Genomic DNA, 16,495 nt, shown 5'->3' with positions numbered 1-16,495 from the left:
AATTGATTAGCTCTGTATTCGGGTTTTATTTCTTTATCTTTATTATTTAATTTTTTTTTAATTTCTTCCCCAGGATTTTTAAATTCATTTTTCTGAACCATTACACTTTCCTCACCTTTCTTTTGATTAAGGATAGAATACCGTTTTAAATAACTATCCTCTTTATCAAAAACACTTTTATAGGGTAATGTAACTGTATTTTTATTGGACTCAACTTTAGATGGCTCATCCCATTTAAGCTTTAACTTAACACTTTTAAAAGGATTTTCTTTTTGTCCAAAAGTTGAAACTAAATGGAAAATAAATAATATAATTAAAAAATGCTTATTCATTTGTTCTTGTTGTAAGATGTAAAATTATAATATAAATTCATTTTCGGTTACAAATTAACATATGTTTTAAATTTTCATGCTTTTTTTTCATGAAATTTGCACAACAAAATCTATACCTAAATGATGTTTCTTAAAAAAATATTATTCTTTTTATTACTACCTTCTTTTGTTTTCAGTCAAGAGAAAGTTACTATAAGTGGAATTATTTCCGATACAAATAGCAATGAAACACTTATTGGTGTTTCAGTTTATGTCGCTGAGTTAAACATTGGCACTTATACTAACGAATACGGATTTTACTCTATTACCTTACCAAAAGGAAATTACACAATTCTAACTAGCTATATTGGTTTTGAAACACTTTCTGAAAAAATTGAAATCAATCAAAATGTTAAGAAAAATTTCAGCCTAAAAGAAAGTAAACAAGAACTAAAAGAAGTTGTCATTACAAGTAATATCTATAAAAACAATGTAAAAAAACCTGAAATGAGTGTTAACAAACTCTCTGTTAATACGATAAAACAAATGCCTGCCATTCTTGGAGAAACAGATTTAATCAAATCTATATTAACACTACCGGGGGTTACAAATGCTGGAGAAGGACAATCGGGATTTAATGTTCGAGGTGGAGCTGCTGACCAAAACTTAGTTTTATTGGATGAAGCTACCATATATAACACTTCTCATTTATTCGGGTTCTTTTCTGTTTTTAATACCGATGCGATAAAAGATATAAAACTGTATAAAGGAGGTATTCCATCGAGATTTGGTGGTAGAGTTGCTTCTGTTTTAGAAATTTATCAAAAAGATGGAAACAGTTCTGATTTTCATATGAATGGAGGAATTGGTATCATTTCAAGTAGATTGCTTGCAGAAGGTCCAATCATTAAAAATAAAGGTTCGTTCTTATTTGCAGGAAGAAGTTCGTATGCTCATTTATTTTTAAAACTTACGGATAATAAAAACTCGGCCTATTTTTATGATTTGAACACCAAACTAAGTTATAAACTTAACGAAAATAACAACTTATATTTATCTGGTTATTTTGGAAGGGATGTTTTTAGTTTAAATGAAAGCTTTATGAATACCTATGGAAACTCGGTGTTTAATTTGAGATGGAATCATTTATTTTCAGATAAATTGTTCTCTAATTTATCCTTAATTTATAGTGATTATTATTATGGATTAACTTTAGACTTCATTGGATTTAACTGGGATAGCGGGATTAAAAATTATAATTTAAAGTATGATTTTAAACACTATGTATCTGATAAAACAAAATTGTATTATGGTGTAAATGCCATTTATCACGATTTTAATCCTGGAAAGATTGAACCTACAAACAGTTCTTCAGGAATTAATCCAGATCAGTTAGCCAAAAAATATGCATTTGAACCTTCAGCTTACATTGATGTAGAGCAACAAATTACAGATAAGCTAAGTATCAATTACGGAATTCGTTATAGTAAATTCTACCGATTAGGAAACGAAGAAATAAATATTTACGCCAATAATCAAGCTGTTACCTACAATCCAGATTTTGATATTTATGAAAAAGCGACTCCAATTGGAACAAAATATTATGGAAAAAACGATATAATTTCGCAATTTGGTAATTTTGAACCTCGTTTCTCAGTAGCTTATATTTTAAACGAGAACAGTTCTATTAAAGCAAGTTACAATAGAATGTCGCAATATTTACATTTGATCTCTAATACGCAATCACCTACTCCATTAGATGTTTGGGCGCCTAGTGATGATTATTTAAAACCTCAAATTTTAGATCAAGTTGCACTTGGATATTTTACTAATCTTAATGATGATAATTACACATTAGAAATCGAAACATTCTACAAAAAACTAAAAAATAGATTAGATTATATTGATGGAGCTGATTTAATTGCTAACGACGATATTGAACAAGTTGTCCTAAATGGTGAAGCTAGAGCTTATGGATTAGAAATCTTAGCTCGAAAAAACAACGGAAAACTAAACGGTTGGGTTTCCTATACTTTATCGCGTTCCGAACAAAGAACTCCAGGAAGAAATTCGATTGAATCTGGAATAAACAATGGCGATTGGTACAAAACGGGTTGGGATAAACTACATAATATTTCCGTTACTGGAATGTACAAACTAAATGAAAAATGGAGTTTTAGTAGTATTTTCTCTTTACAAAGTGGGCAACCCGTTACTTATCCTAACGGACAATACCAATATCAGGGTATAACCGTTCCAACGTATGGACAAAGAAATGAAAACCGACTACCCACTTACCATCGTTTAGATATTTCGGCTACATTAATTCCAGAAAAAAATAAAAATAGAAGTTGGCACGGAGAATGGGTTTTCGGAATTTATAATGTTTACAGTAGAAAAAATGCCGCTTCAATTAGTTTTAGACAAAACCAAGATTCAGGAAATAATGAAGCGGTTCGTCTTTCTATATTCGGAATTGTGCCAAGTGTAACCTATAATTTCAAGTTTTAGTTATGGTAAAGAATTTATTAAAAATAGTTAGCCTGTTCATTATTTCAGTTGCATTTTTTAGTTGTGAAGATGTTGTTGACATTGATTTATCAACGGCACCTGCCAAATTGGTTATTGATGCCTCAATCAAATGGCAAAAAGGAACGACAGGAAATGAACAAACAATAAGATTAACCACTACGACCGACTTCTATGCTTCAACGATTCCGACTGTAAGTGGTGCTACCGTTTTCATTACCGATGGAAATGGCATTCAATATGATTTTATTGAAACACCTGGCAGTGGCAATTATGTATGCACTAATTTTAATCCCGAAATCAGACAAACCTACACTCTAACAGTCATTTATGACAGTCAGGTTTATACCGCAACAGAATCATTAATTGAAGTTCCAACAATCGATTATGTTGAACAAACCGAAAATGGTGGTTTTACTGGAGATCAAATAGAAGTAAAATTCTTTTACCAAGACATACCAAATCAAGATAATTTTTATTTGATAATGTTCAATAGTTCCAATGTATCACTTCCAATATTTGATGTAGTTAATGATAGTTTTTTTCAAAATAATCAGATGTTTGGATATTTAGCAAATGAATTGGAAAAAGATGATATTATTTTATTTACACTACAAGGCATCTCTGAAAGTTATTACAATTATATGAACATTTTATTAGGAATTGCTGGCACTAATGGAGGAAGTCCTTTTCAAACACCACCTGCAACGGTTAGAGGAAATATTGTAAATCAAACGAATACAAATAATTTTGCTCTTGGATTTTTTAGATTATCTGAAACCGATACAATAAGTTACACTGTACAGTAATTATCGTTACATTCGTAATCTAAAAATTGAACTTAAAAAATGTCATCACATCACATTGTTAGAGACGATCAAGAACCAGCATTAATTATTGCCAATGGCGCTGCATGTAGCGAAGAGCTTATTGGGCAATTATTGGAATGGTCTCCACTTGTAATTGTTTTAGATTCTGCTATTGAGCGCGTTTTAGAACTTGGTATCAAAGTTGATGTACTTTTAGGCGATTTTGATAGAGGTTTTAATCCAGAATATTACCTACAAAAACAATATCCACTAGAAATTGTTCATACGCCAAATCAAGATAAAACAGATTTAGAAAAAGCTTTTGATTATCTTATTGAAAAAGGTCATAAAGCGGTAAACGTAATTTGGGCAACCGGAAAACGCGCCGATCATACCATTACCAACATAACCAATATAGTAGCTTATCGCAACCAATTGAAAATTGTAGTGCTCGATGATCATTCAAAAGTATTTTTGCTACCCAATAAATATGAAAAATGGTATACTGCGAATACAACACTTTCTTTAATTCCAATTGGAACAGCATCGGGTATTACTACCAAAAACTTATTTTATCCTCTAAATAATGATGAATTAACAATAGGATATCGAACAGGAAGTAGCAATCATGTTACAGAAGATGGAATCGTTTCTATTGAACACACCGATGGCAATTTATTGTTGATGGAATGTTGGGATTAACTTCGTAACTTTGTAACTTATATTTTACACTTTGTACTTTAATGAAATTCCAAGTCGTTTCCGATTATAAACCTACTGGTGACCAACCGCAAGCCATTGAAAAACTCTCAAAGGGCATTTTTAATGGTGAAAAATACCAAACGTTATTAGGAGTTACAGGTTCTGGAAAAACTTTTACGATTGCTAATGTGGTGCAAGAAGTACAAAAACCTACACTAGTTTTAGCCCATAACAAAACCTTGGCTGCTCAATTATACTCGGAATTCAAGCAGTTTTTTCCGAACAATTCTGTACAGTATTTTGTTTCGTATTACGACTATTATCAACCCGAAGCTTTTATCCCCGTAACAGGAACTTACATTGAAAAAGATTTATCGATTAATGATGAGTTAGAAAAATTGCGATTAAGTACTACATCTGCCCTGCTTTCGGGTCGTAGAGATATTATTGTGATTTCGTCTGTTTCTTGTTTGTATGGTATTGGAAATCCTGTTGAGTTTCAGAAAAATGTGATTAATCTAGAAGTTAATCAACAGATTTCGCGTACCAAATTATTACATCAACTCGTACAAAGTTTATATTCGAGAACAGAAGCGGATTTTGCACCTGGAAATTTCCGAATCAAAGGAGATATTGTAGAAATTTTTCCTAGTTATGGAGATGAACCGTTCCGAATTCACTTTTTTGGAGATGAAATTGAAGAAATTGAAGCTTTTGATGCTAAAACAGCTCAAGTGATAGAGCGTTATGAAAAACTAACGATTTATCCAGCCAATATGTTTGTGACTTCGCCTGATGTATTACAAAATGCGATTTGGGCTATCCAACAAGATTTGGTAAAACAAGTGGATTATTTCAAAGAAATTGGCAAACATTTAGAAGCCAAACGATTAGAAGAACGCACCAATTTCGATTTAGAGATGATTCGCGAGCTCGGTTATTGTTCCGGAATTGAAAATTATTCTCGTTATCTAGACGGAAGAGAACCTGGAACTAGACCTTTCTGCTTGTTAGATTATTTTCCAGATGATTATTTGATGGTAGTCGATGAAAGTCACGTTACGATTTCCCAAGTACATGCGATGTATGGAGGTGATAGAAGTCGTAAAGAAAACTTGGTAGAATATGGTTTCCGTTTGCCTGCAGCTATGGACAATCGTCCGTTGAAATTTGAAGAGTTTGAAGCGCTACAAAATCAGGTAGTTTATGTTTCGGCAACTCCTGCAGATTACGAATTACAAAAATCAGAAGGAGTTTATGTAGAACAAGTCATTCGCCCAACAGGATTATTAGATCCAATTATTGAAGTGCGTCCAAGTGCCAATCAAATTGACGATTTAATCGAAGAAATTCAATTGCGTTGCGAAGCAGACGAACGTGTTTTAGTCACAACGTTAACCAAAAGAATGGCGGAAGAATTAACGAAATATTTAACTAAAGTTGCGATTCGTTGTCGTTATATTCACTCCGATGTAGATACTTTAGAGCGTGTGGAAATCATGCAAGATTTGCGAAAAGGTTTGTTTGATGTATTGATTGGGGTAAACTTACTTCGTGAAGGTTTAGACTTACCTGAAGTTTCGTTAGTGGCCATTTTAGATGCGGACAAAGAAGGATTTTTAAGAAGTCACCGCTCGTTAACACAAACTGTTGGTCGTGCCGCTCGAAATGTAAATGGAAAAGCCATTATGTATGCAGATAAAATCACCGCTTCGATGCAAAAAACGATTGATGAAACCAATTACAGAAGAGAAAAACAAATTCGTTATAACAATGAGAACAATCTCCAGCCAAAAGCGTTAAATAAGAGTTTAGGAAGTGCATTGGCAGGAAATTCGGTTTCTACTGGCTATTATGAAAAAGAAGCTTTAAAAGCAGCCGAACCAGAAAATCAATACTTGAGTAAACCGGAAATCGAAAAGAAAATTCGCGACCTTAGAAAAATGATGGAGAAAGCAGCAAAAGAATTGGATTTCATGCAAGCGGCAAAATTCAGAGATGAAATTCAGGCATTACAAGAGAAAATTAAATAAAAACAAAATACACATGAGCAATATTGCAAACATTCTAAAATTAGAAGACGAAATCAAAATCATCGAAGCCATTGGTGAGATTATTTGGGAAAAGAAAGAAGAAACCGATGATTTTTCGGCTTTAACTGATGGCGAAAAAGTGTTCGTTTACGTAGATATTTTTGAAGGCGCTATGGGAGAAGGCGGATTTTCGTTTTTCTTTACTTCAGAAGCTGGAGATTTTGTTGAAGACATAATTGTTGCTTATAAAGAAATCAAAGCTTTTACTACTGCGGAATTAATATCGAAAGCCTGGAGCTTGTTTCCTGCAAAAACCTATTCAACTGATGTAGAAATCAGAAGAAACTTCATCAAAAAAGCAGATGAAACTTTAGTTGGTGCTTGGGAAGACTTAGACGAACAATTTTTTAGTGAAGAAGGTGAAGATATTGTTAGTTTAATTGTAGATTACATCCGAAATAATTCCGAAGAATTTGGAAACTAATTATGCTGTTCTGTAAAAACCGCTAACAAAACATCTCCCTCGACCATTCGGTTTGGGGAGTTTTTCATTAAATGCAAAATGCGTTTCATGGCATACGGATTCAATCCCATGTTAATACCGATTTCATTGATTTTAATTTGCTCCGTTTCGTGTAATACACCGTCAACGTTCATCAATAAGGCCAAACGATAAAACTGACAAATTCTGTTAAACTCATCTTTTATAACCGTAACAGCTCCTCTATTTTGGAATAATTGATGAAAAACAGCTTTTTCGATTTCCAATTCCATGGCTACCATTTCCAAAAAATCATACTCGCGATCATGCAATTCGCCATCAATTAAAGCAAATGCAATCATTTCTTGTAATAAACTAATTTTTTCTTGATGAGTATCCATAAAATATTTCTTTTCAGGTAAAAATAAGAATTCTTAATTTAAATAGATATCTTTGACCTAATATTTTACAAAAAATGAATAACAACGATGTTTTTAAAAAATTACGTGTAGCCTTACAATTACGCGATGACCAAATTATTGAGATATTAAACTTAGTGAATTTCAGAGTCTCTAAAGGTGAGCTAGGTAATATATTTAGAAGTGAAGACCATCCGAATTACATGGAATGTGGCGATCAATTATTACGCAATTTCCTTAACGGATTAGTCATTTACTTACGCGGTACAAAAGAAGAACCCAAAAATCCAAGAGAAGTTTTGGACCAAATAGCTAAAAACAAAACCGCTATACCAAGAGAAGACAAAAAACCAGAAACCAAAAAGCCGTTCAAACCTAAAACGGCAACCGATAAAAAACCTTTTGGACAGGGTAAACCTTCCACTAAAAAACAAAAACCAGAAAGTCCTGTAGAACGTTTTAAGTTTAACTCTGGGAAGAATAAAAAGTAACTATATTATTTCTTTAAAGAAAATACATGGCACAAATCAATCCACATATTAATTTTAATGGGAATGCTGAAGAAGCGTTTCGTTTTTATCAATCGGTATTTGGTGGCGAGTTTGCTCAAATTATGCGTTTCAAAGATTTGGCAAGTGAAGAATTTCCTATTTCAGAAAACGAAGCCAACAAAATCATGCACATTGCATTGCCAATTGGCAACAACGTTTTAATGGGAAATGATGTACCTGAAAGTATGGGACGCGTAAATGAAAATGAAAATCGTTCCAAGATTTCCGTTAGTGCAGTAAATAAAGAAGAAGCAGACCATTTATTCAACGGACTTTCAGCTGGTGGCACTGTCGAATATCCAATGAGTGATAGTCCTTGGGGGTCTTATTTTGGGATGTTTAGAGACAAATACGGTATCGAATGGATGATTGATTTTAATTCAAATAAAAAGGAATAGAATAAACCCAAATACTATTTCAAACTTCTAAAAAAACCCAACAAAATCCCATCATTCTCTTTTTCAGGTGTAAAAATTTCTAGAATACTTGGTTTTTCATTTTGGTTTAAGAATACTTTACATTGTTCTTCTAATGAAAGTTGATCATTCGCTTCAAAATACTCTAAATTATACATTTTGGCTAAATGAGAAGCATTTAATTGATGAGACGTTTCAAAATACGTATTGAACGTTTCCGTTTCTTGATGACCAGGTAGAATTCTAAAAATACCACCACCACTGTTGTTCAACAAAATAATCTTGAAGTTTTTGGGAATGTAATTGTTCCATAAAGCATTACTGTCGTATAAAAAACTAATATCGCCTGTAATCAAAATCGTTGGTAAATTTGTCGCAGATGCAGCTCCAATAGCTGTTGAAGTACTACCATCAATTCCACTTGTACCACGATTACAAAATACTTGTATGCTTTTTTCTAAATCAAACAATTGCAAATAACGTATGGCCGAACTATTACTAACTTGCAACTGAATATTCTTTGGCAGATTTTGACAAATAAAATCGAACACTTTAAAATCTGAAAACGGAATTTTTGCAGTATATTCTTTATGTTTCGCTACTCTATCTTTCCAAATTGAAGCAATACTTGATTTATAAGAACTTTGAATAGTATTCTCCATCAATAACTTACTCAAAAAAATATTAATTTTAGTTTCAAAATGATTGGTAAGCGCTCCAAAAGTATCATAAGCTCTTAACTCATCCACATGCCAATGATGTGCTGGTTTGTACTTTCGTAAGAACGCTTTAATACGTTTCGAAACTACCATTCCACCAAAAGTCAAAAGAATTTCAGGTTGAAAATATTTAAAATCTTCATCCGTGAAAGGTGTAATCAAAGTATCAATCTGATCAATGAATGTTAGGTGATGTAAATTAGATGTTTTTTCGGTTAACACCACAACACTTGGATCATTCGCTAAAACATCCAAATATTTTTGCTCTACTGAATTTGGAAACAACTCTCCTACTAAAATCAATTTCTTAGTGGCTTTGTCCCAAGTTTCTATAGTTGAATTTCCTAATGAAAAAGACTTAATTTTGGTATTAAAATCTATAATTTCTGGTTGTACTTGCAATTCAGAAACGGTTTCGTACAAAGGTTCTTCAAAAGGTGCGTTGATGTGAACTGGTCCTTTTTGGGTAACCGCAACATGCAAAGCCATTTGAATAAGATTGTCATTTTCAACTGAAATAGCTTCGCTTAAATTGGCATTGTATAAACTATGATTCGCAAAAACATTTTCCTGACGAATGGTTTGTCCGTCACCAATATCAATTTTGTTTTGTGGTCTATCGGCTGAAATAACTATCAACGGAATTTGGCTGTAAAAAGCCTCAGCTATTGCAGGATAATAATTCAGTAAAGCCGAACCCGAAGTACAAACCACAACAACGGGTTTTTGAATTTGTTGGGCAATTCCCAAAGCAAAAAATGCAGCACAACGTTCATCAGCAATACTGTAACATTTGAAATATGGATTATTTGTAAATCCAATCGTCAATGGAGCATTGCGTGAACCTGGTGAAATTACGATATGTTGGATACCTTTTTGTTGGCAAATCTCTATAATGCTTTGCGCTAAAGGAATTTTTGGATACATCATTTTAAAAAAATAACTGAACTACAAAGTTACGAAGTTGAAAAGGTTTTTAGTACTTTTACTATATAATTTCTTTGCGAAATGGAGATAAAAATTAGAGACTATCAAAATCAAGATTGCCCAGCCATTTTAGACATCATTAACGATGCTATTTTGAATTCGACTGCTTTGTACGATTATAACATTCGAACTTTAACTACACAAGAAGCTATTTTTGAAGAAAAACTTCAGAAAGGTTTTCCCGTGATTGTTGCCGAAATGAATAATGAAGTCATAGGCTTCGGTTATTATAGTGAATTTCGTTTCAGAGAAGCGTATAAATTCACAGTAGAACATTCCGTTTATGCGAATAAGAATGTTATTGGAAAAGGTATCGGGAAATTATTATTGACCGAATTAATTGAAAAAGCCAAACAACAAAACCTTCACACGATGATTGGCGTTATCGATTCTGAAAACACAAACAGTATCGATTTTCATAAGAAATTTGGCTTTGAAGAAGTTGGTTTTATTAAAGAATCAGGCTTTAAATTTAACCGATGGTTGCATTCTGTTTTTGTTCAGAAGATATTATAAAAAAAGTGTTCAGTATTCTAAAAAAGAATAAACTGAACACTATATATTGAACGCTAATTACTAACTATTTCCCTTCAATCCAATTTACGATTTCAGCATCTGTAGGTAATGTTCTTGGTGACACTACTTTTGCTAATTCACCGTTTTCATTAATTAAGTATTTTTGGAAGTTCCATTCTACTTCACTGTCCTGTAATCCATTTTTAGCTTTCTGTGTTAGGAATTGATACACAGGATGCATATCGCCACCTTTTACCGAAATTTTAGCCATCATTGGAAACGAAACACCATAATTTTGTTGGCAGAAAGTAGCGATTTGTTGGTTGGTTCCTGGCTCTTGCGCTCCAAAATTATTGGCTGGAAAACCTACAATTACGAAGTTTTTGTCTTTGTATTTCTCGTAAATGGCTTGTAATTGTTCGTATTGCGGTGTTAAACCACATTCCGAAGCGGTATTAACTACTAAGATTTTCTTTCCTTTTAAGGTTGAAAAATCAAAAGTATCGCCACTTAAATCTTCTACTTTAAATTGATAAATCGTTTCTTTTGCCATAGGTGTTGTGGTTGCTGTTGGAGTAGCTGTTTGCTTTTTTTGTGCCTGATTTTGACAACTAAAAATCAATGCTGCTACTGAAAACAAGGTTACTAATTTCTTCATCTTTTTTTTATTTCAAAGTTAGGATATTAAAACGCAATTTTTGATAAACATTTCTTAAAAAAAATGGCCGCTTATTAGCGACCAAATTCTTATTTTTTATAATATTTCTTATACGGAAAGTAAGCTATTGCCGATATTAATAAGACAATTGCTAAAATCACAAAGTAATACGTAACATTTTGTTTTTCTCCAGAAGCATAACTGTGTAAACCACTCAAGTGGAAGTTTACTCCAAAATACGTCATTAAAATTGAAGCGAAAGCTAAAACGCTCATTACGTTATAAATCCATCTTCCTCTCAATGCTGGTACAAAACGCGCGTGAATTACAAATGCATACACCATAATACTGATTAAAGCCCAAGTTTCTTTTGGGTCCCAACCCCAATAACGTCCCCAACTTTCGTTAGCCCATTGTCCGCCAAGGAAGTTTCCTATGGTTAACATGACTAAACCTACAGTTAATGCCATTTCATTGATATACGTAATTTCGTCGATGCTTAATTTCATTCTTTCTTTGTTCTTTTCGTTTGTGAAAATCATCAAGAATAACGAAACTAAACCTAAAACCATCGCTAAAGTAAATGGTCCGTAACTCGCTACGATTACTGCAACGTGAATCATTAACCAATACGAATTTAAAACTGGTTGTAAGTTTCCGATCGAAGGATCCATCCAGTTCCAATGTGCAATCATCAAAATCATTGAAGTTACAAAAGCAGTTGAAGCTACCGTAAGTTTCGAATCTTTCCCGAAAGCTAATCCAAAGAACATCGTTGCCCAACCCACATAAATCATACTTTCATACGCATCACTCCAAGGCGCGTGACCTGAAATGTACCATCTTACAATTAAACCTGCTAAATGCAAAATGAAAAACAATCCTATTAATCCATGAAAAACATTGATAGTCGTTCGGATGGCTTTGGAATTTTTGAAAATTTGAACAATACAGAAAGCTAACATTAAAACACCAGCTAGCATATACATATAATATAATCTCTTGAAAATATCATATTTATTATACGTAATTTCAGAATTGATTTTACTTTCCGAAAGCATTACGGCTTTTCCGTATTTCTTTTGGTATTCGGTTAGTCCTTTTAAAAGGCTATTTGGTAGTTCGTAATTTTTACTTTGAGATGCTTTATCTAAGGCATTCAAATAAAATGGCATTACATTTTTAATGGAATCCAAAGCAGTTCCTGTTGGTTGGTTGATTTCTAAAAACGAAACCCATTTATTCGATTTATCGCCTGGAACTGGGAACACTTTCAATATTTGTCCGCTTAAAGCGGAATATAAAAGGTTTACTTTCTTATCGGCTTCAATGAAATCTTTTTGAAATTGATTCGGCACTGGTTCTTTATAAGCCGTTTCTAAAACTTTAGCTAATTTATAGCTCCCAGTTTCATCGAAAAAGGCTACTAAAGGCGCATATTTTGCTTCTTTTTCAACTCCAATTAATTTACGAATACTGTCATTTCCTCTTTTTAAATAGATGATTGGCAACGAATACCAATACTGAGGATATTGCGTCATCGATAAAAACGCTTGATCGGAATTCATGCCTTCATACGTATCACTTTTAGATACTTTACGAAGTAATTCCGATGAAAACGTATTTATAGGTTTCATACGACCACCATCTTGAATTACGATTTTTCCAAATTCATTCGCATGTTCAGCTGAAACTTCGTATTTCTTTAACAACTTCAGAATTTCTTCTTTACTAGGTTGGTGATTGTGTTGTTGTGCAAAAGTTAATGAAGAAAATAAAATCAAAAACACGCTCAATAAACCTGCTTTTTTAGCTTTTACTTTTTCTAATTTCTCTTTCAAACTTGAAAAACGACTATTTTTCGTAAATAATATCGCCATCAAACCAAAATACAACAAGAAATAACCAATGTAAGTAATCCAAGTTCCCCAGAAATCGTGACTTACAGATAATTGTGTTCCTTTTTCGTCTGGATCAAATCCGGCTTGGAAGAATCTAAATCCTCTATAATCTAAAATATGATTCATGAAAACACTATCTTTAAATGTTTTTCCTTGTTCGGTGTCAGCCACTTCAATTTTACTTTTGAAAGCCGAATAACTTTTTTCTGTTCCAGGATATTTATCCGCAATGAAATCGTCAAGTTTCACTGTGAAAGGCGTATTGTAAATTTTACTTCCAAAGAAAAGTGTAAATTCTAAATCACCAATCTTAACCGTTTGTGGAACTCCTTGCTTTCCTTTTGAACCAACTAAAGTTAAGATTTCTTCTTTACCTTGTGTTTTAATTTTTACTTTTAAGGCATCATCGGTTTGTTTGTCTTTGAAATCATTATTCGATTTGAAAGTCAATTCTCCTTTGATTGCTGGTTCTGGAAATACAAATTGAGCTCCACCAATATTATACAACGAACGTAACATTAAAGGTTGCACAGAATCTTTTACCACTTTACCTTGTAATTTATCTGCCATTCGCATAAAATCTCCTTCAAAAGGTGTTTGAATCGTGTAGGCTTCAGCAATTTTAGTAATGTTAATTGCACCTTCTGTATATTTATTGAAAGCAAAAAGCACGTTGTGTAAGTTTTGAACTTCACCTTCTTTTAAGTAATGTTCATGACGTGTTCCTCCACTCGACTCAACCATTTTAATCATCAATTGACCAGTTTCAGAAGCTAGAACCGTTTCGGTGGCGTTCATAACAAATTCTTGATGTTCCACTTCAAATGGAATTCCACTGAATTCACCACTCATTGAGAAATCGTTACTTGCAAAAGCATTCAAAAAAGCGTCGTCTTTAACTTCTGGCGCCAAATACAATCCTTTTTCAAAAGTTTTACGACGCATTTGTCCTTCGTGATTTCCATCAACCAAAACCGTTAGATAAGGTTTATCGGAATAAATCATATTGGCCGATTCGCCTTCTCTGATTGGCATCATTCCTTCATAACTGATATAACGAGTAACAAAAGCTCCAACTATAATTAGAATAAAAGAAAGGTGCAAAATTAAAGTCGCCCAATTTTCTTTTTTGTGTAATTGATAACGCTTGATGTTACCTAAAAAATTAATAACAAAAAACACCATAATTACTTCAAACCAAACGGCATTGTAAACAATAACTCGAGCAGTATCAGTATTGTAGGCATCTTCGATAAAAGTTCCGGCTGCCATGGCAAGGGCAAAAAGTATAAACAAAAAAGCCATTAAGCGAGTGGAAGATAACAAGGAAAGTATTTTTTTCTCCATGAGTTTAAGGAATCATTTATAATAAATTGTCGCAAATGTACTTAAAAACAAAAACTTTTTAGCGAAGTTTAACAAAGGTTTGAGGATTTTAAGCGGTATTTAATTTAGTAAAGCATTTTAATTTCTTTGACATCAAAAAATCGGATAGTATCATCTTCCAACAACACTGCTAATTTGCCTTCTTGAGTAACTTCTTGAATTTTACCAACAAAGCGATTTCCTGCAACTGACTCAAACGTAGAAACTACATCTTTCTTAAACAAAATTTGATGATAGGCATTCCAAAAATGAGTTTCTCCTAAAACTTTTATCTGATTTAAATTGAATTCCAACCGATTCACAATTGAAATCAGCAATGTTTCTCTATCAAAAATTTTATTTTCTAACTGGTACAATGAAGATGCTTGAGGCAAATTCTCAAATTGAGATTGATTCACATTCAAACCAATACCAATTATGGATTGGACTTCTTTTGAATTTTTAAAAGTATTTTCGATTAAAATGCCACCTATTTTTTTATTCTCTGCCAAAATGTCGTTCGGCCATTTAATGACAAAATTAAGATTGCTAACAGATTTTAAAACATCAACAACACTAATTGCTACCAAAATGTTTAGAGTAAATAAACTCGTAATCCCTTCAATATTTTGATTGTATAAAACGCTAAAAGTAAGGTTTTTACCAACTTCAGAAGCCCAATCCGAACCTCTTTGACCCTTTCCTTCCGTTTGTGATTCTGTACTAACAACAGTGAAATTTTCACAACTTTCTTGAACCGAAAGCGCTTTTAAAAAATGGTTGGTTGAATCTATGGCATCGAGTTTGATTATTCTCATATTTAAATAACAAAATTTAATCTTATGTTAAGGTTCAAAAATAATCACAAAAAATGATACCTTTGCATAAAATGATAAATATTACATGACGAAAAAAAATACGAATAATGATGATTTATTAGCACTTATCATCAAAGGAATTGAAGACGTAAAGGGAAATGATATTAATATTCTTGATTTAAGGGAAATAGAAAACACGGTTTGTGATTATTTCGTAATCTGTAACGGTAATTCAAATACACAAGTTAATGCCATCATTGGCTCTATTCAAAAAGTGGTTTCAAAAGAATTAAAAGAAAAACCATGGCATGTTGAAGGAGAACAAAATGGCGAATGGGTACTTATGGATTATGTAAGTATCGTTGTTCATGTTTTTCAAAAACACATTAGAGAATACTACAATATTGAAAGTTTATGGGGTGATGCAAAAATTACAACTATAGACACTAATTACTAAAAATTTTATGGCACAAAATAATAATTCTGGCTTTAAGTTTAGTCCGTGGATGAGTATTGTACTTGTCTTGATAATTTTTTTTACTATAAGTTTGTTTACACAAGGATTAGATTTAAGTAATCCTGCACCTACTACTTTATCAAAATTTTACCAATTTTTAGATAAAAATCAGGTTGAAAAGGTTGTTTTTACTAATACAAAAGCTACCGTTTTTTTAAAAAAAACAGCTTTAACAGACAAAACACATGACAAAGTTAAAAATGATGTTCTTGGTAAATTAAATACGAAAGGACCTCATTATTTCTTTGAAATTGGGGATTTAAAAACATTTCAAGAAAACTTACAAAAAGCTTCAAACGAAGGAAAACTTGTAGAGTATGAAAAGGAGCCTGAAAGTATGTGGGGTGAGCTTATTTCAATGCTTTTACCAATTCTTATNNAAAGCTAAATTATTTGACGAAAAAAATGATACAAGAGTAACATTTGAAAACGTTGCTGGATTAGAAGGAGCAAAAGAAGAAATTCAAGAAATTGTTGAATTCTTAAAAAATCCTGAAAAATATACTTCTATTGGAGGAAAAATTCCAAAAGGAGCTTTACTAGTTGGTCCTCCAGGAACAGGAAAAACCTTGTTAGCTAAAGCCGTTGCTGGTGAAGCTAAAGTACCTTTCTTCTCGTTGTCAGGTTCTGATTTTGTGGAGATGTTTGTAGGAGTTGGAGCTTCTCGTGTTAGAGATTTATTCAAACAAGCGAAAGAAAAATCGCCTTCTATCATTTTCATTGACGAAATTGACGCTGTAGGTAGAGCACGTGGAAAAAACAA

At 32.6% G+C, this 16,495-nt stretch carries 15 protein-coding genes and 1 pseudogene; 10 read left to right on the top strand and 6 right to left on the bottom strand.

What is annotated here, in order from left to right:
• On the bottom strand, positions 1-332 hold a 332-nt coding region (locus tag B4I81_RS01785), incomplete at its 3' end, for a hypothetical protein (RefSeq protein ID WP_291106766.1).
• 123 nt (positions 333-455) lie between these two features.
• Here B4I81_RS01785 and B4I81_RS01780 point away from each other — a divergent pair.
• From B4I81_RS01780 to B4I81_RS01760, 5 genes are read left to right on the top strand one after another with little or no spacing between them, the layout of a single operon-like run.
• Positions 456-2,822, top strand: a complete 2,367-nt coding sequence (locus B4I81_RS01780) for a TonB-dependent receptor (protein ID WP_291106768.1) — start codon at positions 456-458, stop codon at positions 2,820-2,822.
• A 2-nt stretch (positions 2,823-2,824) separates the two neighbouring features.
• Positions 2,825-3,649: a DUF4249 domain-containing protein gene (locus B4I81_RS01775; protein WP_291106764.1), complete on the top strand. Its 825-nt coding sequence runs from the start codon at positions 2,825-2,827 to the stop codon at positions 3,647-3,649.
• Positions 3,650-3,688: 39 nt separating this feature from the next.
• Positions 3,689-4,351 (top strand): thiamine diphosphokinase, encoded by a 663-nt coding sequence (locus B4I81_RS01770; RefSeq protein ID WP_291106761.1) that lies wholly within the window; start codon positions 3,689-3,691, stop codon positions 4,349-4,351.
• A 41-nt stretch (positions 4,352-4,392) separates the two neighbouring features.
• Complete coding sequence (gene uvrB, locus B4I81_RS01765) at positions 4,393-6,384, top strand: excinuclease ABC subunit UvrB (RefSeq protein ID WP_291106759.1); 1,992 nt, start codon at positions 4,393-4,395, stop codon at positions 6,382-6,384.
• A gap of 13 nt (positions 6,385-6,397) precedes the next feature.
• The gene (locus B4I81_RS01760) at positions 6,398-6,868 is read left to right on the top strand and encodes a DMP19 family protein (RefSeq protein WP_291106757.1); all 471 of its coding nucleotides are present in this window, start codon (positions 6,398-6,400) and stop codon (positions 6,866-6,868) included.
• Here B4I81_RS01760 and B4I81_RS01755 read toward each other — a convergent pair.
• On the bottom strand, positions 6,865-7,266 hold the full coding sequence (locus B4I81_RS01755; protein ID WP_291106755.1) for an excinuclease ABC subunit B: 402 nt from the start codon (positions 7,264-7,266) through the stop codon (positions 6,865-6,867). The two genes, B4I81_RS01760 and B4I81_RS01755, sit on opposite strands and share 4 nt — an antisense overlap.
• A 74-nt stretch (positions 7,267-7,340) precedes the next feature.
• Here B4I81_RS01755 and B4I81_RS01750 point away from each other — a divergent pair, with 74 nt between their 5' ends.
• Together B4I81_RS01750 and B4I81_RS01745 are read left to right on the top strand one after the other, a co-directional pair.
• Positions 7,341-7,775 carry a DUF1456 family protein gene (locus tag B4I81_RS01750; RefSeq protein WP_291106753.1) on the top strand — a complete coding sequence of 145 codons (435 nt, stop codon included), beginning with the start codon at positions 7,341-7,343 and terminating at the stop codon, positions 7,773-7,775.
• Between the two features lie 26 nt (positions 7,776-7,801).
• Complete coding sequence (locus B4I81_RS01745; protein WP_291106751.1) at positions 7,802-8,233, top strand: VOC family protein; 432 nt, start codon at positions 7,802-7,804, stop codon at positions 8,231-8,233.
• A 14-nt stretch (positions 8,234-8,247) separates the two neighbouring features.
• Here B4I81_RS01745 and menD read toward each other — a convergent pair whose 3' ends face one another.
• Positions 8,248-9,900: a 2-succinyl-5-enolpyruvyl-6-hydroxy-3-cyclohexene-1-carboxylic-acid synthase gene (gene menD / locus B4I81_RS01740; RefSeq protein ID WP_291106749.1), complete on the bottom strand. Its 1,653-nt coding sequence runs from the start codon at positions 9,898-9,900 to the stop codon at positions 8,248-8,250.
• 78 nt (positions 9,901-9,978) lie between these two features.
• Here menD and B4I81_RS01735 point away from each other — a divergent pair, with 78 nt between their 5' ends.
• The gene (locus tag B4I81_RS01735) at positions 9,979-10,473 is read left to right on the top strand and encodes a GNAT family N-acetyltransferase (protein ID WP_291106747.1); all 495 of its coding nucleotides are present in this window, start codon (positions 9,979-9,981) and stop codon (positions 10,471-10,473) included.
• 64 nt (positions 10,474-10,537) lie between these two features.
• Here the strand turns inward: B4I81_RS01735 and B4I81_RS01730 are convergent, their stop codons facing one another.
• The 3 genes from B4I81_RS01730 to B4I81_RS01720 form a co-directional block, all read right to left on the bottom strand.
• Positions 10,538-11,131 (bottom strand): glutathione peroxidase, encoded by a 594-nt coding sequence (locus B4I81_RS01730; protein WP_291106745.1) that lies wholly within the window; start codon positions 11,129-11,131, stop codon positions 10,538-10,540.
• Between the two features lie 89 nt (positions 11,132-11,220).
• Complete coding sequence (gene ccsA / locus B4I81_RS01725; protein WP_291106744.1) at positions 11,221-14,379, bottom strand: cytochrome c biogenesis protein CcsA; 3,159 nt, start codon at positions 14,377-14,379, stop codon at positions 11,221-11,223.
• Positions 14,380-14,483: 104 nt separating this feature from the next.
• On the bottom strand, positions 14,484-15,215 hold the full coding sequence (locus B4I81_RS01720) for a biotin--[acetyl-CoA-carboxylase] ligase (RefSeq protein ID WP_291106742.1): 732 nt from the start codon (positions 15,213-15,215) through the stop codon (positions 14,484-14,486).
• Between the two features lie 85 nt (positions 15,216-15,300).
• Here B4I81_RS01720 and rsfS point away from each other — a divergent pair, with 85 nt between their 5' ends.
• Positions 15,301-15,672, top strand: coding sequence for a ribosome silencing factor (rsfS, locus tag B4I81_RS01715; protein WP_291106740.1), 372 nt, complete (start codon positions 15,301-15,303; stop codon positions 15,670-15,672).
• A 7-nt stretch (positions 15,673-15,679) separates the two neighbouring features.
• Positions 15,680-16,495, top strand: a pseudogene (locus tag B4I81_RS01710) (ATP-dependent metallopeptidase FtsH/Yme1/Tma family protein); the annotation flags it as partial.

Origin of the sequence: Flavobacterium sp. UBA6195, assembly GCF_002422095.1 — a bacterium.
Lineage (GTDB): Bacteria > Bacteroidota > Bacteroidia > Flavobacteriales > Flavobacteriaceae > Flavobacterium.
The sequence above is the reverse complement of the archived record's forward strand: the minus strand, read 5'-3'. Positions and strand labels throughout refer to the sequence as shown.